Raw genomic sequence first — 17592 nt, forward strand, 5'->3', positions numbered from 1 at the left:
GCCCCGCAGTGAGCGGGGCGCCCAACCGCCGACTGTGACTGCTCAGATACGGGCCGGCTCCTGTACCCCAGCCTCGTTGTCGAGGACACCGGAGGCCGGACGTCGAGCCAGTCCCTCACCCTCGACGTCCACCCTGGGCAGGATCCTGTCCAGCCAGGATGGCAGCCACCAGGCGCGCTCACCAAGGAGAGCCAGAACCGCCGGTACCAGAGCCATGCGCACGATGAACGCGTCGAACAGCACGGCGATCGCGAGTCCGAACCCGGTTGCCTTGATCATGGACTCGCTGGCTCCGATGAACCCGGAGAAGACCGCGATCATGATGACCGCCGCCGCCGCGATGACCCCGGCACTGCTGCGGCTGCCGCTGACGATCGCCTCAGCCGGACGGTCGCCGTGGACATAGGCCTCACGCATACGGGAGACCAGGAAGACCTGGTAGTCCATTGCGAGCCCGAACACGATACCCACCAGAAGGATGGGCATCAGGCTCATGATCGGTCCGGGCTGCTCGATACCGAGGAGATCGGCGCCCCAGCCCCACTGGAAGACCGCGACGACAGCGCCAAGGGCCGCCAGCACCGACAACAGGAAGCCGAGAGCTGCCTTTATCGGGACAAGGATCGAGCGGAAGACCACCATGAGCAGGAGGAAAGCAAGACCGAGGATTACGCCGAGGTAGGGAATCAGCGCGTCCTGGAGCGCCTGGGCCACGTCGATGTTCATGGCCGTACTGCCGGTGACCTCGTAGGTTGCCCCGGTGGCGGATTCCAGACCTGCGCGCTCCCCCCGGATGGTGTGAACCAGGTCCTTGGTCCGCTCGGCGGTAGGCCCGGTCGCCGGCGTCGCGGAGATCATGGCCGTGTCGCCCGCCGCGTCGAACCGGGCGGCGGAGACGGTCACGACCCCGTCGGTGGCCTTGATCTTGTCACTGATCTCGGCGACGGCCTTCTTGGGGTTGTCGGCCTTCTGTGCGTCCACGACGATCGTCAGAGGCCCGTTGAACCCTGCGCCGAAACCACGGGACAGGTCGTCGTACGCACGCCGCTCCGTGGTGGATGTGGGCTTGGACTCGTCGCCCGGCATGCCCAGGCGCATGTGCATCATCGGTATCGCAACGGTGACCAGGCCGATCACTCCGGCGACAAGGATCATGACAGGCCGACGCAGCACGAGCCGGGCCCAGCGGCTTCCCCTGTCGACCTTGCGGGTCTCGGCCCGCATGCCCTTCTTCCTGGTCTTGCGTGACAGGACTGCATTGGGCCAGAAACCCAGGAAAGCGGGGATGAGCGTCAGCGCGATCAGAACACCGACGACCACCGCGCCGGCGGCGCACAGTCCCATCTTCGTCAGCACCGGAACGCCGATCACCGACAGGCCGGCCAGGGCGATGACCACCGTGAGACCGGCGAAGACGACGGCCGACCCCGCGGTGCCGGCCGCAAGGCCCGCCGCTTCCTGCGGGTCGTGTCCCTTGGCCCGTTCCTCGCGGTACCGCGAGACGACGAAGAGGGCGTAGTCGATTCCGACCGCGAGGCCGAGCATGGTCGCCAGCGTCCCGGAGGTCGCTGAGAGGTTGAAGGTGCTGGAGAGCGCCGTGATGGAGGCCATGCTGATGCCGACTCCGGCGATGGCCGTGAGCAGCGGGAGACCCGCGGCTGCCATCGACCCGAAGGTCATCACCAGGACCACGGCGGCGATGACGATGCCGATCATCTCGGACGCACCACCTGCGGACGGCTGAGTGGCCAGCGCGGTGCCGCCCACCTCGACCGTCATGCCGTTCTTGCGCGCCGTGTCGATGGCGTGCGTCAGCGCCGTCTTTCCGGCGTCGGTGAGGTCGTCGGCCGTGACCTTGTAGGTGACGGTGGAGTAGGCCATGGAGGCGTCTTTGCTCACGGCGGCGGCCTTGAACGGGTTCACGGCGCCGGACACCTGCGGGCCCTTCCCCGCTTCGGTCACGAATTCGTCGATGACGGCGCGGTTGTCGGCTGCGGTCACCTTCTCTCCGTGGGGAGCGACGAAGACGATCCGGGCGTTGGCCGCGTTGCCGTTCGTTCCGGGGAAGCGCTGCTGCATCAGGTCGAAGGCCTTCTGCGCCTCGATCCCCGGCATGAAGGACGTGTTGCTCTCGTCGGCGGAGGGCGCTGAGGCGGCGCCTGCACCGACGGCGACGAGAACCGCCGCCCAGACCAAGAGAACGGACCAACGCCGCCGGAAGGCGGTACGGCCCAAGCGATAAAGGAACGTAGCCACGAGTCAGGAATCTCCACATCACGGTCGGGTACCGCTCAAGCCTCTTCGAACGGCGACCCGATGTCGTCGTGCACTGCCACGCAGTTCACTTCCTGGCAGAGCACCAAAGCTGACGCGGCTTCCTCCTCCTCAGGTATGAGGCGGGCACGCCGGTCCTCTCAGCAGGAGGCCCATCGGGCGACCGTCGACGCCCGTGGTCGCCTGGCTGCGGCAGGTATGAGATCTCCTGCTCGCGGCGGGGCAGTAACCAACTCGGCCTTGGAAGAGTGTGTGGTGGGCGGTTGCTCCGCAGACCTCGTAGACGGCGCGGTACGGGCCGGCCTGGAGTACTGGCCTTCCAGTCGCCCATAGTGCTGTCCTCGCATCCAGTGCCATGTCAGGACAGCGAGCTGCCCTGGTGGGCCGAGTGAAAGCGCCGCTCGAAGTTCCACTGGCGTGACCGGGCGGGGCTCACCCGTCCGATCGGCGATCGTGGTTGCTCCGGCCCCGTGTCAGCAGTTTCCTCGGGGCTGCGGGCGCCGAGGCGGGGCCCGCCTCGGCGGCTGGTGTCGTACGGCTCGTACAGGCGCATCAGCAAAATTCGGGTTCGTCTCCGCCATGGGCATCCAGCGAGAGCCCTATCGGACTGATCGTCCCGTCACTCCCGAGCTGACCGGTCTTGCAGATAGCGGCCCGCCCGCTCGGCGGTCGCACAGCACGAGCCCCGGAAACGCCACGGCCAGGTCAGCCTCTCGACCGCTGCGCCGGCATGCCGACACAGTCGCGCACGCCGAGACCGCCCCGCCGTTTCCGGCCGCCCTCTGCGCCAAGCGGTGCGCTTCTCGGCTCGTCCCCTCGCCCGACACCCGCGCGTGCATGCCGTTCCCGTTCGTCGGCTGCTCCGTCCACACCCTGCACCGGGAAAGCGCAGCAACGTCTTTCCCAGGTCCCGGGCATATCTCCACCGATCGGAACGCGAGCGGTTCCTTCCGTCTAATGACCGGTGGTCGAGTAGACCTGAACACGGATGGCGTCCAGGGTCTCGGCGATGGCGATGGTGTCCGCCAGCGGCATGGTCGGGCTTTCGATGAGGCCTTCGGTGAGGCAGCGGTGCACCTCGTCGATTTCGAACTGCATCCCGTTGCCTTCGTGCGAAGCGTCGATGTGCTCCGCGTTGTACTCCCTCCCCGTCTTGATGTTGACGGTGAGCGATTGAGGGCAGTGCATGTAGGCCGGGAGATCGATCCAGCCGTCGCTGCCGGAGATGCGGGCCGTGCGCGACGTGTGAACCCGCACGCCGGCGGTGGCCACGCTGAGCCGGCCGCCGGGATGCCGCAGCACTGCCGCGATCTGCTCGTCGACGCCGGTGTCACCGATGACCCCGTTCGCGACAACCCACTCCGGTGCACCGAGCACCATCTGGCAGAGCTGGACCGGATAGAGGCCGAGGTCGAGCAGCGCACCCCCGCCCAGGTCGGGCCTGAAGAGGCGGGCGTTCGGATCCTTCGGCATGCGGACGCCGAAGTCGGCCTCGACCTGGAGGGGTTCACCGATTCGGCCTTCGGCGATGATCTCCACCATGGAGCGGTAGGCGGGCAGGAATCGGCTCCAGATCGCCTCCATCAGGAACAGCCCGCGGGCACGAGCCTCTGCCACCATGCCCCTGGCTTGGTTCGCGTCCATCGCGAAGGGCTTTTCGCACAGCACGTGCTTGCCCGCCCTCAGAAATTCAAGAGTGTTTGCCTCGTGCTCGGAGCTCGGCGTCGCCACGTAGACGACATCGACCTCCGGGTCGGCCGCCAGCGCGGCGTAGGAGTCATAGCGGGCCGATATTCCGAAACGATCACCGAACGCGTCGGCCCGTTCCTGCGATCTCGAGGCCACGGCGACGATCTCGCCTTGATCGGACAGGCGCATCGCCTCCGCGAACCGGATCGCGATCCCACCCGGTCCTACGACACCCCAGCGGAACTTGGTCATGATTCCTCACCTTCGGTTGCGATCAGGCGATCTACGCGCGGACACGCCTGGGCGCGTGCCGGGAGACCGCCGCACACTAACATGAAAACAGCACTATGATGCTGTTTTGGAAATCGATAAACTTCGACCTCGATCGCGAGACAGAAGGAGACTCCATGTCGGCGCCGCCCCGTGGCCCGTACGCGAAGTCGGCGCAGGTGCGACAGCGGATTCTCGAAGTCTGTGTGGACGTATTCGGGGAGGTTGGCTTCTACGGCGCCTCCACGAAGGACATCGCCCAGCGCGCCGGCATCAGCCACACCGGTCTGCGTCACCACTTCCCACGCAAGGAAGACCTGCTCGCAGCGGTGCTGCACCTGCGTGACGAACAAACCGCTCCGCTTCGGGAAGCGGCCTGGGCACTGGAACCGCGGACGCGACCCGTCGAAGCACTTGTTGGCATGCTCACTGTCTTGGCCGAACTCGAACTACAGCCGGGCGTCATGGCGTTGTACTGCGTCACGTCCGGTGAAGCCACCACCCCGGAACATCCCGCCCACGCCTACTTCACCGAGCGCTACCGCGGCCTGCGCAACTTCTACGCCACCGCGTACACGGCTCTCGCGGAGCAGGGCGACCTGCGGTCGGACATGGACCCACAGACGTTGGCCATCATGACCGTCGCTCTCATCAAAGGGCTCGAAGAACAGTGGTTCTTCGACCGTGACACCGTACGTATCGAGGCGACCGTTCGTACCTTCATCGGCTCTTTCGTTCCGGACCTCGCTCGTTAGCCTGATCGGCCTCGCCTGCCGGCCGGCCTGACCATCACGGTGCACTCAGACACGGAGAAACTCACAGGCGCAGACTGACCATGCCACCGTCTACATGGAGCACCGCACCGGTGGTCGAGCCAGCGCCGGGGGAAGCAAGTCCGACGACGGCACGGGCCACCTCTTCGGCAGAGACCAAGCGCCCCAGCGGCTGTCGCTGCTGCAGGGCCTGAGCCGTCGCCTCACGGTCTTCGGCTCCGTCCAAGAGCCGACCCACCCACGGTGTATCGACCGTGCCCGGGGCGACGGCGTTCACACGGATGCCGTCGGCCGCGTGGTCAGCCGCCATCGCAAGAGTCAGGGCGTGCACGGCGCCCTTGCTGGCGCTGTACAGCGCTCGCTGCCGCACACCGATGAAGGCGACCGCCGAGCACAGGTTCACGACAGCGGCATGCGGTGAACGGCGGAGATCGTCCAGTGCCGCGCGGGTGACGCGGGCGATCCCCGTGACGTTGACGTCGAGAACCCGGGCCCATTCCGCGTCCTCGTTCTGGGCGATGTCACCGACCGCGCCGATCCCGGCATTGTTTACGAGGACATCGAGCCTGCCCAATTCCTCGACGGCCGTCGCGACGGCCTCGTCGACGGCTCCCGGATCGCTGATGTCGCACTGGATGGCCAGGACGTCATCGGGTGCATGGTCGATGGCGATATCCAGGACAGCCACCTGTGCACCCGACGCCCTGAGAAGGGCCGCGGTTGCCGCGCCGATTCCACTGCAGCCGCCGGTGACGAGCGCGGCCAGCCCCTGGAACTCTGACATCGAAGGTTCACTCCTTGATCACGGTTCTGCGAACATGGGCGGGACCTGTTGTGCGCGTAGGCACGGCACCGGTCGGTGAACTGCGGACCGAGGCGCCGTGCCTCGCACCGAAATGCGGCACCTACACGAGGCGCGGATCCACATGGATCTTCGGGCCCGGTCCGGCATCGTCCGGGCGTTCTCCGGCCAGCGTCCCGGCCGTCTGGTCGAGGGCGACCGTCGCGGCGACCAGCGGGCGGGGGTCGACCACTCCCTCGGCATACGCGCGGATGGTGTCCTCAAGGCCGGGCGAGGCAGACAGCACGCCCACCGCTGCCACGTCCTTGAGGGCAAGGTTCCGAGTGTCGATGAGGCTGGGTTCTCCGGCCAGCCCGACGTAGACAACCCGCCCGGCGGGCTCAACGAGCTCCACGGCTCGGGCCGGCAGATGCACGGAGTTGGACGCGTCGATCACCGCGTCGAAGGGCAGGTCCGGCAGGGAATCCTCGGACCAGGTGTTCTCGAAGCCGAGGCTGCGGGCGAAGGACCGGGACCTCTCGCTACGGCCCATGAGGTGGACCTCTGCGCCGGTAGCACGGGCGAACATGGCCGCCAGCAGCCCGATGGTGCCCGGACCGAGGATGAGGACACGGTCTTCGGGTGTGAGCTCGGCGGCCTGCACGGCACGCAGGGAGTTGCCGCCCGGTTCGACGAGCGCTCCGAGGGCGGCGTCCACGGAGTCGGGCAGACGGTGCAGCGAGGACACGGGGACGGCGAGCTGTTCGGCCAGGGCGCCGGGACGATCACCCCGCACGCCCACTTCCTGTCTCTTCTCGCACACGTGCTGGTGTCCGCGGAGGCAACGCCGGCAGGTGCCGTCGCCGAGCATCGTGTCGCCCATGACCCGGCAGCCGATCCAGGAGGGATCCACGCCCTCGCCGACGGCGGCCACTCGGCCGGACCACTCGTGTCCCAGCCTCATCGGATACCAGGAGTGCCCCTCGGTGAGATAGGCCATCTCGCCGGTGTAGAACTCGACGTCGGTGCCGCACACACCGACGCGTTCGACGTCGATGACGGCTTCGCCGGCAGCGGCGACGGGGACCGGGACTTCCTGAACCGATCCTTCGAAGGGGCCCGTGAGGACGAAGGCGCGCATCGAGTTCCCGTTCACTGCGGGGCCAGCACGTTCTGGCGCTGGCGGCCGAGGTGCTGGATACCCAGTTCCATGACGTCGCCGGGCTGGAGCCACACGGGCGGGTTGAATCCCATGCCGACACCGGGCGGGGTCCCGGTGTTGATGAGGTCGCCGGGTTCGAGGACGAGGAACTGGCTGAGGTAGTGGACGATGAAGTACGGATCGAAGATCATCGTCTTGGTGTTGCCGTCCTGGCGGCGCGTACCGTTGATGTCGAGCCACATGTCGAGGTCGAGGACGTCGCCGATCTCGTCGGCCGTGGCCAGCCAGGGCCCGGCCGGGTTGAAGGTCTCGGCGGACTTGCCCTTGGCCCACTGTCCGCCGCGTTCCAGCTGGAAGGCGCGTTCGCTCACGTCGTTGACAACCAGGTAGCCGGCGATGGCGTCGCGGGCGTCGTCGACGGAGTCGAGGTAGCTGGTGCGTCGGCCGATGACGATGCCGAGTTCGACCTCCCAGTCCGGCTTGGTGGCGCCGCGGGGGATGCGCACGTCGTCGTTCGGGCCGATGAGGGTGTTGGGGGACTTGTTGAAGAGGATCGGCTCCGTCGGCACGGCCTGGCCGGTCTCGGCGGCGTGGTCGCTGTAGTTCAGCCCGATGCACAGAATCTGGTGGGGCCGGGCGATCGGTGCGCCGATCCGATCGCCGGCGAAGGAGGACACCTGTCCGGCGGTGACGCGCTCAGCGACCAGCGGACGGATCCGGTCGATGCCACCCGAACCGAAGAACGCTTCGTCGAAGTCGGTGACGGTGTCCGAGAGGTCGACGTAGGTGTCGTCGTCGATGCGGGCGATGGGCTTCTCGGCGCCGGGGGCGCCGATACGCATGAGGTACACGGGCGGATCTCCAGAGGTATGCGGTGGATCGTCAGACGATGGGGGGCGCCCAGGCGGCGACCGGCAGCCCCGGGACTGCAGTGCGGACGGTGAACAAGCGGCCCGAATCGGGGGTGGCGGGCCGGCGCGGGTCATCGGTTTCCGGGGTCGCCGTGGTGATGACGAGGGTGTGCAGGTCAGGGCCTGCGAAGGCCACACTGGTCGTGTGCGGCGCCGGAACGACGAGGCGGTCCGAAAGGGTGCCATCGGGCGCGTAGCAACGGACTTCTCCCGCGCCGTACACCGCCACCCACAGGTGACCTGCGGCGTCGAGAACGATGCCGTCCGGGTAGCCGTCGTCCAGTTGAACGTGGACGCGACGCTCTCCGACGCTACCGGTCTCGGCGTCGTAGTCACGGACGAACACGGTCCGCCGCAAGGTGTCGACGCTGTACATGAGGGTGCCGTCCGCGGACCAGGCGAGGCCGTTGGACAAGGTCAGATCCTTGTCCAACGGGGTGAGGCGACCGTCCTGCTCCCAGCGGACGAGAACTTCGGATTCGGACCGACCGTCCAGCCGCAGAGAGCCGACGAGGAAGCGGCCGGCCGGGTCGGTGCCGCCGTCGTTGAGCCGACGCCCCGCCCCGGCGGGAATGACGCGGGGACCGTCCGTGCGAGTCCCGTCCGGATGCACGACGACGAGGTGCTGCAGGGCAGCCACCACGAGAGTGCCGTCCTCGGCCGCGGCAACGGCACTGACCATTTCGTCGAAACGGTGTTCCCGGGTGACAGCGATCCGGTCCCCGTCGAGTGTTCCTTCCAGGACGAGCCCGCCCGAGATGTCGACCCACAGCAGCCGCTGCCGGGGGGCGTCCCAGACCGGTCCTTCGGCGAGCTGGTACTTCCCGTCCGTCGCGGCTATGACGTTCTTCACTCGTGTGGCCTTCCTAGTGGGCCGAGCACGCCACGGATCTCGTCCACCGCGTCGACGAGTACGTCCAGCGGAGTGCGGTAGGTCAGCGCGCTGAGGCTCAGTGCGCCGGAGGGCACGGTGGGTGAGACTGCGTAGACGGGCAGGGCGATGCAGTTGACGCCGACTTCGTTCTCCTGGTCGTCCACGGCGTAACCGCGCTCCCGAGTGACTTCGAGTTCGCGGTACAGCTCCTCGGCCGTACACAGGCTGTTCGGCGTACGCGCGACAAGAGGTTCGTTGCCGATCCACTCTTCGACCGCGGCCGATGTCGGCAGTTGCAGGGAGAGCAGCAGTTTGCCCACGCCGGTGGTGTGGACAGGATTCCGGCCGCCGACGGTGGAGGTCAGCCGGACGGCGCCGGTCGGCGGATCGACTTTGGCACGGTAGACGATCTCGTGTCCATCGAGGACGGCGTAGTGCGCCGTCTCACCGAACCGAGCCGCCAGTTCATCGAGCACTGGGCGGATGCGGACATGCTCGGGTCGCGCCTCGTGGTGGGCGAAGGCCATGCGGAGGAACTCGTCGCCCAGCAGGTAGTGGCCGCGTGCGTTCTGGTCGGCCAGACCGGCCCGACGCAGCGAACTGAGCGCCCGGTGCACGGTCGGTTTCGGGCTGCCGATCACACGGGTCATCTCTTCGAGGCCCACGCCCTCGGGGTAGCGGGCGAGTTCCTTCAGCACAGCCAGGACACGGTCCGAACCGACCAGACGTCCTGCGTCACTGTCTGCGGATTCGTTGTCGTCGGATGTGGTCGATCCGTCGAACTTCTGCGTATGCTCCATCGTGTTCCAAACTTTAGACCAACGTACCAATTATTGGAAGGCGGCTGGAATGAACCTCCGCAGTGCTCAGTGGTACGCGGGTCAGGACCGCAACGCGTACATCCATCGAGCGTGGATGCGCCGAGGAGTTCCCGGCGACGCCTTCAGCGGCCGCCCGCAGATCGCCATCGCCAACACCGCGTCCGACCTGACCCCCTGCAACGCCCACCTGACCGAGGTGGCTGCTTCGGTCAGGAACGGCGTGTACGAGGCCGGCGGCATCCCGTTGGAACTGCCCGTCGTCTCCCTGGGAGAGACCCAGGTACGACCGACCGCCATGCTCTGGCGCAACATGGCCGCGATGGCCACAGAGGAGATGCTCCGGGCCAACCCGATCGACGGTGTCGTCCTGCTGGGAGGCTGTGACAAGACCATTCCGTCGCTGCTCATGGCGGCGGCGTCCGTGGATCTCCCGGCGGTCGTCGTGCCGGGTGGTCCCATGCTGACCGGTACCTTCCGAGGCGCCCCGCTGGGGTGCGGCACCGACGTGTGGAAACTGTCGGAGGAGGTGCGGGCGGGCAGCCTCACCCAAGAGGACTTCACACGGTCGGAGTCCTCGATGATCCGCAGTCGCGGCCACTGCAACACCATGGGCACCGCTTCGACGATGGCCCTGGTGGCCGAGGCTCTCGGCACCGTGGTGCCCGGTGTCGCCGGCACCCCGGCACCCGACAGCAGGCTGCTGGAAGCCGCCCACAACACCGGCCGCCTCGCCGTGGAGATGGTGTCCGCCGACCGACGGCCCGGCGGGTTCCTGACCAAGGCTTCGTTCCACAACGCGATCGTGGCACTGGCCGCGATCGGTGGCTCGACCAACGCCGTCGTGCACCTCCTGGCCATCGCCGGACGCCTGGGGGTCGAGCTGTCGCTGGACGACTTCGACCTCATCGGCTCCCGAGTCCCTGTCCTGGTGGACCTCCAGCCTGCCGGACGATTCCTGATGGACGACTTCCACCGTGCCGGCGGCCTGCTCGCCGTACTGCGCGAGGTCCGTGACCTCCTCGACGAGAACGCGCTGACGGTCACCGGCAAACCCCTCGTGGACTATCTCGACGATGCCCCGATCTGGGACCCGGAGGTGATCCGCCTCCGGTCCGCGCCGCTCGTTCCCGAGGGCGGCATCGCCGTCCTGCGCGGCAATCTCGCTCCCGACGGGGCCGTCATCAAACCCGCCGCCGCCTCCCCGCACCTCCTCAGGCACCGCGGACGCGCTCTCGTGTTCGACTCCATCGAGGACTTCCACGCGCGTATCGACGACCCGGATCTGGACGTCGACGCGGACAGCGTCCTGGTACTGCGGGGCTGCGGACCGAAGGGCTACCCCGGCATGCCGGAGGTGTCGAACATGCCCCTGCCCAAGAAGCTCCTTGCCCAGGGCGTGCGCGACATGGTGCGAGTCTGCGACGGACGGATGAGCGGCACGGCGTACGGCACCGTTGTTCTGCACGTGGCCCCCGAGGCCGCGGCCGGCGGTCCCCTGGCCCTGCTGCGCACCGGCGACATCGTCAGCCTGGACGTGGGCGCGCGCCGTATCGATGCCGAGGTACCCGCCGAGGAATGGGCGGCCCGCACCCCCAACGAGGCGACAGTGACCGCGTACGCCAATCCGCGGCGCGGCTGGGAACGGCTGTACGTCGACCACGTCCTTCAGGCCGACACCGGAGCCGACCTCGATTTCCTCGTCGGCTCCAGCGGTTCGGAGGTAAGCCGTGAGTCTCACTGATCCGCACAGACGGCCCGCGAACGACCGCCTTCCGCCGGCGGACCGCGCTCTGCTCGACAAGCTGGAACAGGCGGTACCCGGGGCCGTTGCCGCACGCGCCACCGACCGGCTGTCCTTCGCCCACGACGCCTCGCACTATCTGCTCGTCCCCCAGGCCGTCGTCACTCCGCGTGATCCGGAGCAGGTCGCGGCGCTGCTGCGCGCGAGTGCCGTGCAAGGCGTGGGCCTGACGTTCCGCTCGGGTGGTACCAGCCTGTCCGGGCAGGCCAGCAACGACGGGGTACTCGTCGACACCCGCCGTCACTTCCGCGGCATCGAGGTCCTCGACGCCGGAGCCCGGGTCAGGGTCCAGCCGGGTGCCACCGTCCGGGCGGTCAACACACGACTCGCCGCGTACGGCCGCAAGCTCGGCCCCGACCCCGCCAGCGAGACCGCCTGCACCATCGGCGGCGTCGTCGCCAACAACTCCAGCGGTATGGCCTGCGGCACCGAACTCAACACCTACCGCACGCTGGAATCGGCGGTGCTGGTCCTGCCCAGCGGCACGGTCATCGACACCGGAAGCCCGGACGCCGACGACCGGCTTCGATCCTTGGAACCTGCCATCCACGCCGGCCTGACCCGGCTGCGCGACCGCGTCCGCAGCAACCCGGACTCACTGGCGACGATCAAACGGCTGTACGCCATCAAGAACACGATGGGATACGGACTGAACTCGTTCGTCGACCACACCCGGCCCGTGGACATCCTCACCCGCCTGGTGATCGGCAGCGAAGGCACGCTCGCGTTCGTCGCCGAGGCCACCTTCCACACCGTGCCGACGCATGCCCACGCGGCCACCGGCCTGCTCCTCTTTCCCGATCTGACCGCGGCCACGGGCGCCCTCCCGCAGCTGGTGGAGGCAGGCTTCGCCACCATCGAACTGCTCGACGCCACGAGCCTTCGGGTGGCCCAGCGTGACCCACAGGCAACTGCGGAACTCCGTGACATCGAAGTCCGGGGGCACACCGCGCTGCTCGTGGAGCACCAGCACCGGACCCCCGAAGCGCTCGCCGAGCTCATCGCACAGAGCCGAGGCATCCTGAGCGACCTCCCTCTGGTTTCCCCGGCGACCCTGAGCAGCGAAGCGGAGAGACGGGCAGCGCTCTGGCACATCCGCAAGGGCCTGTACACCGCGGTCGCCGGTGCCCGCCCCTCAGGCACCACCGCGTTGCTGGAGGACATCGCCGTCCCCGTCGACCGGCTGCTGCCCACCTGCACCGACCTCACCGAGCTCTTCGGCCGGCACGGCTACGACGGCAGTGTCATCTTCGGCCACGCCAAGGACGGCAACATCCACTTCCTGCTCAACGAGGACTTCGACCAGCCCGAACTCCTCGACCGCTACCTGGCGTTCACCGAGGACATGGTCGACCTCGTGCTGGGACAGGACGGCACGCTGAAGGCCGAGCACGGTACCGGTCGCATCATGGCTCCCTATCTGCGTCGCCAGTACGGCGCCGAACTCCACGACGTCATGCGCCAGATCAAGCAGCTCATCGATCCAGAAGGTCTCCTCAACCGCGGTGTCCTGATCACGGACGACGAAAGCGTGCACATCCGGCACCTCAAGTCGACGCCCACCGTCGAGGAGGAGGTGGACCGGTGCGTGGAGTGCGGCTACTGCGAACCCGTCTGCCCGAGCCAGGACCTCACCACCAGTCCCCGCCGCAGAATCGTTTTGCGCCGCGAGATCGCCCGCGCCCGGGCGGTCGGCGACAGCGAGCTGCTCACCCGTCTGGAGGAGGAGTACCAGTACGACGCCGTGGACACCTGCGCGGTCGACGGCATGTGCCGAACGGCCTGTCCCGTCCTCATCGACACGGGGGACCTGACCCGCCGGCTGCGCGCCGAACAGCGGCGTCCCGTCGAGCAGAAGCTGGGGGCGTCGGCCGCCCGGCACTGGGACGGCACCACCCGCGCGGCTTCCCATGCCCTGACCGCCGCCCGCCGTATGCCGGCCGCGCTGCCCAGCGCGATCACCGCTGCGGGGCGAGCCGTGCTCGACGCGGACACGGTGCCCGCCTACTCAAGGGAACTCCCCCGCGGCGGATCGCCACGCCGTCCGCGTCCCACGCGGGCCCCCGAGGCCGTCTACTTTCCCGCCTGTATCTCCACCCTGTTCGGTCCCGCCGATCCTGAGGCGAGCCCGGGTGTCCACGCTGCCTTCCTCGCGCTGTGCGCCCGGGCGGGCATCAGCATCCGGGTCCCTGACTCCATCGCCTCTCTGTGCTGCGGCACGCCGTGGAAGTCCAAGGGCCTCACCGACGGCTACACCGTGATGCGCGACAAGGTCGTCCCGGTACTGCGTCAGGCCACCGAGCAAGGCGCACTGCCGGTCGTCGTGGATGCCGCGTCCTGCACCGAAGGACTCGCCCGCATGCTGGCCGAGGAGGGCCTCGACATCGTGGACGCGGTCGCATTCGTCGACCGGACCGTACTGCCGCGGCTGCCTGCCGCCCGGCGTATCCCGTCCGTCGTCGTCCACCCGACCTGCTCCTCCACCCAGCTCGGACTCAACCCGGCGCTCCTCCGGGTCGCCGGAGTAGTCGCCGAAGCCGTCGTACAGCCCGAGGACTGGAGCTGCTGTGCCTTCGCCGGTGACCGAGGCCTGCTCCACCCGGAGCTCACCGCATCCGCGACCAGCTCCGAGGCCCGTGCGGTGTCGCACCACCAGGCCGCTGCCTACGCGTCGGTCAACCGCACCTGCGAACTCGGTATGACCCGAGCCACCGGACACCCCTACCGGCACGTGCTGGAAGTCCTCGAGGCCGTCACCCGGCCGCAGGGCACCTGACCGGTCCACAGCGCTACCCTCACCATCACAAGGAGACAGATGATGCACGTCAGGACAGCTCTTGTCACCGGCGGCGCCAGCGGCCTGGGAGCGGCTACCGCCCAGCTCCTGCGGGACGAGGGGCTGAAGGTGATCACCCTCGACCTCAAGGGCGCCGACGTCAGCGCCGACGTCACCGACGAGGATGCCCTGCGGCGCGTGGCCGAAGACATCGGCCACGTGGACATCCTGGTCAACTCCGCCGGTGTCGTCGGCCCCAACCAGCCCCTGTTGGAGACCACGGTCGAACAGTGGCGCCGCGTCCTGGACGTGAACGTCCTGGGCACGGTCAACACGATGCGCGTATTCGTTCCCGGCATGTGCGAGCGGGGATGGGGACGGGTCGTCAACTTCGCGAGCATGGCGGGCAAGGACGGCAATCCCAACCTGGCCCCCTACTCCGCCTCCAAGGGAGCCGTCATCGCCCTCACCAAGTCGGTCGGCAAGGAACTCGCGACCAGCGGCGTCCTGGTCAACGTCATCACACCGGCGGTCTTCGCCACACCGATGAACGACAGCACGTCACCCGACGTTCTGGCCCACATCACCGGTCTCATACCCATGAGGCGCATAGGCCGCCCCGAGGAGGTTGCCGAGTTGGTGGCGTTCCTCGCCTCCGACCGGGTCAGCTTCTCCACTGGCGCGGTGTACGACATCAGTGGCGGCAGGGCCACCTACTAGAACCACGCTCCACGTGGTGTGAGCCTGCCGAGGGATTCGACGCGGCGACTCGACGAAAAGCGTCCTTCGCCTGTGGGATTCAGCTCCACGGACTGTCGTGCTCGGTGTGCTGCGTCGCCGCGACCTGCGGCTTCCGCCTGCTCGCGATGAGGCCACCGAGCGCGCCCAGGGAGACCAGGCCCATCATGCCCGAGCCGACGTAGCGGTTCACACCGTCCATGGCCGTATACATGCCAGCTGCCGCGGCAGCGTTGAACAGGAACAGAAACCAGAGCGTGCCCGGCCGCCCCAGAAATGCCTTGATCTTCGGCTTGCGGGCAATCTGCGAGCCCGCGATCAGCGCAACGGCTCCACCACCGTACGTAGCAATGTTCTGCTCAGTGCTGCCGTCTAGGACCTGTTTGGCGGCTCCACTCATGACGAGACCGGCGACGAAGAACGCCCGCAAAAAGAGGTCGGCGAAGAACGACTTCACTCGGGCGAGGAACGAGTGCACGGGATTTTCCTTCGGACGGGATCAGGTTGGCCAGGGCAAAGGCCCCTTTCGAACTCCCAACAACGATCCCGGCAGCCGTTCATCGTCACGAGGGTGTGTACTCCCGTGCCCGTGGTGTAGCCGGCTACACCACGAGCTAGGTCCGGCTTACGCGTCAGCCGACCTGGCCGAATCGGCCATGGCCACGACACCTGTCGTTGACGAGGCGTGAACTCACCCAAGGGTCGGGAGACGGCTTCTCGTACCTGAGGAGGAGGAAACAGCGTTCCTCGTCGTGCCCTGACACCGGTCGCAACCGCGTGCACGTGCATGACGACACAGGTCCGACGATCTAAGAGGCTGGTGCGGTAGCCGATTCCGACATGGAGACCTGCCTCGTGGCTCCCCTCTTCTGCCGATCGGGCCGCGGCGCCTTCCGGTGGCGCTGATCCGCTCTCTTGGTCCTGGAACCCACGCGGCGGGTCGCTTCGCGGCCGCGGGTGACACGTTCGCCCTGCACAGCCGCCCTACCTGTCTCTGCGAGGCAGTGACATGGCAAGGCCGAACCCCGCAGTGGCCTCTCACAGTCATCTCTTCCCCACCCGCATCCCGCACTTGAAAGGCACCCCCATGAAAAAGCAGATGTCGGTCTTCTCCCTCGTCCTGCTGTTCTTCGTGTTCACGGCCGGTATCGGTGTCTCCATCGCCGCCGGAGCGGTATTCGAGGGCATGGAGAAGAATCTGGTCAGCGCCGGCGGGGTGGTCGTGGCGCTCGTGGCGAGCACCATCCTCATGAAGCAGCAGCGGATGAGGGACTTCGTCGCGTCCAGGCCGGTGCTGTGGTTCCTGTTCCTGTTCAACGCGGCTGTGGCCACGACCTGTTCCTTCGCCCTCGACGGCGCGAAAGGCATAGCGGTCGCCACAGTGATGGGCCTCGTCTCGCTCGGAGCAGGCGCCGGCCTCCTCAAGAGCTCCAAGAAGAAGCCGACCCATGCCTGAACGCTCCCGACCGAGCCCGCATTGCCAGTCTCGCGGCGTTCCGGTGTAGCAGTTCACCGACCGGTCAACGGTGACGGCTCATCGAGTCGATCTCACAGCCCTGCCTCATGTCGGTGTGACTGAGAGTGGCGTCGGGCGGGACCGCCGTCGTGGCCTACTGGGCGGTAGTGAACGCAGCCGTGGCGTCGAGATCCTCATCTGTGTCGGTGAGGAAGGCTGCGAACAACTGGAAGGCGTGTGACACCCCGGGGCCGCTCCTGAAGGTAGACGGCAACATCCTCTGCGCTCCTGCGCGGGCGACGAACCGTACAGCGTCGTCCAGCAGGATCAGGCAGGGGGCTGGTCAGCGATAAAGCGCACCTCTGGGACGGACGAGGCCCCACTCCCGTCGGCATGCGGACGGTGGGGTACCGGCCGTCACATCGACAGTGAGCCGAACCAGTTAGACGGCTCGGATCACTGTCTCCGCACAGTCGGCCGTCGCCTGCGGTGCCGCCGGAGCGGGCTATTGCGCGGTCATTGCAGCGCTGCCTGCCGGGCGCCGTACGGCTTGGTCTACCAGCCCCTTGACCCAGGCCGCAGGCACCGGGACACCCGGCGTCTCGAAGAACCAGCGCTGTGCCTCTTCCTGGCTCAGCCCGTCGGGCCGCTCGGCGAGGTAGGGCTGGACGTAGACCGGTGTGCCGGGTTCGCTGCGCCAACTGTCCGCCAGGGTACCGATCTCGACGGCGTCGTAACCGAGCAGGTCCAGCAGCCGGGCCACGTCCGCCTTCGCCGCCGGGTCGTCGCCTGCGATCGGCAGGGCACTGCGGTCGGGGGCACCCGCAAGCCGGGCGCTCGTGGCCAGTCGGCGGAAGTCGATGTTGTTGACGGCCTTGACCACTCGCGAGTCGGCCAGGTGCCGCTGCACCAGCTCCGTTGAGGTCACCTCGGCCGCGTCCAAGGCGGCCAGGCGGCCATCCCTCTCGGGGTAGTAGTTCATGGTGTCGATCACGGTCTTGCCGGCCAGAGCCGAGACCGGCAGTTGCGCGTAGCTCTTGAGCGGAATGGTCGCCACCACCAGGTCGCCGGCCCCCGCGGCCTCCTCCGGTGTGGCGGCGCGGGCACGGTCGCCGAGCCGGGCGACGAGGTCGGCGAGTGACTCGGGGCCGCGGGAGTTGCTGATGACAACGTCCATCCCAGCAGCCACCGCGAGACCGGCGAGTGCGCCGCCGATCATGCCGCTGCCGATGAGTCCAAGAGTCCGAGTGACCACAGCTCCCGCCT

The 17592-nt window shown here is 67.8% G+C and carries 14 protein-coding genes; 5 read left to right on the forward strand and 9 right to left on the reverse strand.

The window, feature by feature from the left end; all coding sequences use genetic code 11:
- Window positions 1–42: 42 nt before the first annotated feature.
- Both ACFWPS_RS20925 and ACFWPS_RS20930 read right to left on the reverse strand, forming a co-directional pair.
- A complete protein-coding gene (locus tag ACFWPS_RS20925) occupies window positions 43–2256 on the reverse strand; it encodes an MMPL family transporter (protein ID WP_383707204.1) in 2214 nt (737 codons plus the stop codon).
- Between the two features lie 972 nt (window positions 2257–3228).
- A complete protein-coding gene (locus ACFWPS_RS20930; RefSeq protein ID WP_383707206.1) occupies window positions 3229–4215 on the reverse strand; it encodes a Gfo/Idh/MocA family protein in 987 nt (328 codons plus the stop codon).
- A gap of 155 nt (window positions 4216–4370) precedes the next feature.
- Here ACFWPS_RS20930 and ACFWPS_RS20935 point away from each other — a divergent pair, with 155 nt between their 5' ends.
- Window positions 4371–4988: a TetR/AcrR family transcriptional regulator gene (locus tag ACFWPS_RS20935; protein WP_383707208.1), complete on the forward strand. Its 618-nt coding sequence runs from the start codon at window positions 4371–4373 to the stop codon at window positions 4986–4988.
- A gap of 61 nt (window positions 4989–5049) precedes the next feature.
- Here ACFWPS_RS20935 and ACFWPS_RS20940 read toward each other — a convergent pair whose 3' ends face one another.
- The 5 genes from ACFWPS_RS20940 to ACFWPS_RS20960 form a co-directional block, all read right to left on the reverse strand.
- Window positions 5050–5790, reverse strand: a complete 741-nt coding sequence (locus ACFWPS_RS20940) for an SDR family NAD(P)-dependent oxidoreductase (RefSeq protein ID WP_383707210.1) — start codon at window positions 5788–5790, stop codon at window positions 5050–5052.
- A gap of 121 nt (window positions 5791–5911) precedes the next feature.
- Entirely contained in the window at window positions 5912–6928 is a 1017-nt protein-coding gene (locus ACFWPS_RS20945) for a zinc-binding dehydrogenase (protein ID WP_383707212.1), read from the reverse strand.
- An 11-nt stretch (window positions 6929–6939) separates the two neighbouring features.
- Window positions 6940–7800, reverse strand: a complete 861-nt coding sequence (locus ACFWPS_RS20950) for a fumarylacetoacetate hydrolase family protein (RefSeq protein WP_383707214.1) — start codon at window positions 7798–7800, stop codon at window positions 6940–6942.
- Window positions 7801–7831: 31 nt separating this feature from the next.
- Window positions 7832–8713, reverse strand: coding sequence for an SMP-30/gluconolactonase/LRE family protein (locus ACFWPS_RS20955; protein ID WP_383707215.1), 882 nt, complete (start codon window positions 8711–8713; stop codon window positions 7832–7834).
- Window positions 8710–9534: an IclR family transcriptional regulator gene (locus ACFWPS_RS20960; protein ID WP_383707217.1), complete on the reverse strand. Its 825-nt coding sequence runs from the start codon at window positions 9532–9534 to the stop codon at window positions 8710–8712. Before ACFWPS_RS20960 ends, ACFWPS_RS20955 begins: the two co-directional genes overlap by 4 nt.
- A 49-nt stretch (window positions 9535–9583) precedes the next feature.
- On the opposite strand from ACFWPS_RS20960, the gene ACFWPS_RS20965 reads away from it, so the two are divergent.
- Genes ACFWPS_RS20965 through ACFWPS_RS20975 form a run of 3 tightly spaced genes read left to right on the forward strand, consistent with a single transcriptional unit; the run spans window position 9584 to window position 14852 of the window.
- Window positions 9584–11296, forward strand: a complete 1713-nt coding sequence (locus ACFWPS_RS20965; protein ID WP_383707219.1) for an IlvD/Edd family dehydratase — start codon at window positions 9584–9586, stop codon at window positions 11294–11296.
- A complete protein-coding gene (locus ACFWPS_RS20970; RefSeq protein WP_383707221.1) occupies window positions 11283–14132 on the forward strand; it encodes an FAD-binding and (Fe-S)-binding domain-containing protein in 2850 nt (949 codons plus the stop codon). The genes ACFWPS_RS20965 and ACFWPS_RS20970 overlap by 14 nt, the downstream gene beginning before the upstream one ends.
- 42 nt (window positions 14133–14174) lie before the next feature.
- A complete protein-coding gene (locus ACFWPS_RS20975) occupies window positions 14175–14852 on the forward strand; it encodes an SDR family NAD(P)-dependent oxidoreductase (RefSeq protein WP_383707223.1) in 678 nt (225 codons plus the stop codon).
- Window positions 14853–14931: 79 nt separating this feature from the next.
- On the opposite strand, the gene ACFWPS_RS20980 is transcribed toward ACFWPS_RS20975, so the two are convergent.
- Window positions 14932–15348 carry a hypothetical protein gene (locus ACFWPS_RS20980; protein ID WP_383707225.1) on the reverse strand — a complete coding sequence of 139 codons (417 nt, stop codon included), beginning with the start codon at window positions 15346–15348 and terminating at the stop codon, window positions 14932–14934.
- 609 nt (window positions 15349–15957) lie between these two features.
- Between ACFWPS_RS20980 and ACFWPS_RS20985 the strand changes: the two genes are divergently transcribed.
- Window positions 15958–16326 (forward strand): hypothetical protein, encoded by a 369-nt coding sequence (locus ACFWPS_RS20985; RefSeq protein WP_383707227.1) that lies wholly within the window; start codon window positions 15958–15960, stop codon window positions 16324–16326.
- A gap of 505 nt (window positions 16327–16831) precedes the next feature.
- Here ACFWPS_RS20985 and ACFWPS_RS20990 read toward each other — a convergent pair.
- A complete protein-coding gene (locus ACFWPS_RS20990) occupies window positions 16832–17581 on the reverse strand; it encodes an NADPH-dependent F420 reductase (RefSeq protein WP_383707229.1) in 750 nt (249 codons plus the stop codon).
- Between the last annotated feature and the right edge of the window lie 11 nt (window positions 17582–17592).

The sequence above is a fragment of the Streptomyces sp. NPDC058457 genome, from assembly GCF_042720695.1.
Taxonomy (GTDB): Bacteria; Actinomycetota; Actinomycetes; order Streptomycetales; family Streptomycetaceae; genus Streptomyces.

Excerpts from the sequence above, each read along its gene's own strand:
- ACFWPS_RS20960 (WP_383707217.1), bottom strand. The coding sequence starts at position 9,534 with ATGGAGCATACGCAGAAGTTCGACGGATCGACCACATCCGACGACAAC.
- ACFWPS_RS20940 (WP_383707210.1), bottom strand. The coding sequence starts at position 5,790 with ATGTCAGAGTTCCAGGGGCTGGCCGCGCTCGTCACCGGCGGCTGCAGT.
- ACFWPS_RS20930 (WP_383707206.1), bottom strand. The coding sequence starts at position 4,215 with ATGACCAAGTTCCGCTGGGGTGTCGTAGGACCGGGTGGGATCGCGATC.
- ACFWPS_RS20985 (WP_383707227.1), top strand. The coding sequence starts at position 15,958 with ATGAAAAAGCAGATGTCGGTCTTCTCCCTCGTCCTGCTGTTCTTCGTG.
- ACFWPS_RS20965 (WP_383707219.1), top strand. The coding sequence starts at position 9,584 with ATGAACCTCCGCAGTGCTCAGTGGTACGCGGGTCAGGACCGCAACGCG.
- ACFWPS_RS20945 (WP_383707212.1), bottom strand. The coding sequence starts at position 6,928 with ATGCGCGCCTTCGTCCTCACGGGCCCCTTCGAAGGATCGGTTCAGGAA.
- ACFWPS_RS20935 (WP_383707208.1), top strand. The coding sequence starts at position 4,371 with ATGTCGGCGCCGCCCCGTGGCCCGTACGCGAAGTCGGCGCAGGTGCGA.
- ACFWPS_RS20975 (WP_383707223.1), top strand. The coding sequence starts at position 14,175 with ATGCACGTCAGGACAGCTCTTGTCACCGGCGGCGCCAGCGGCCTGGGA.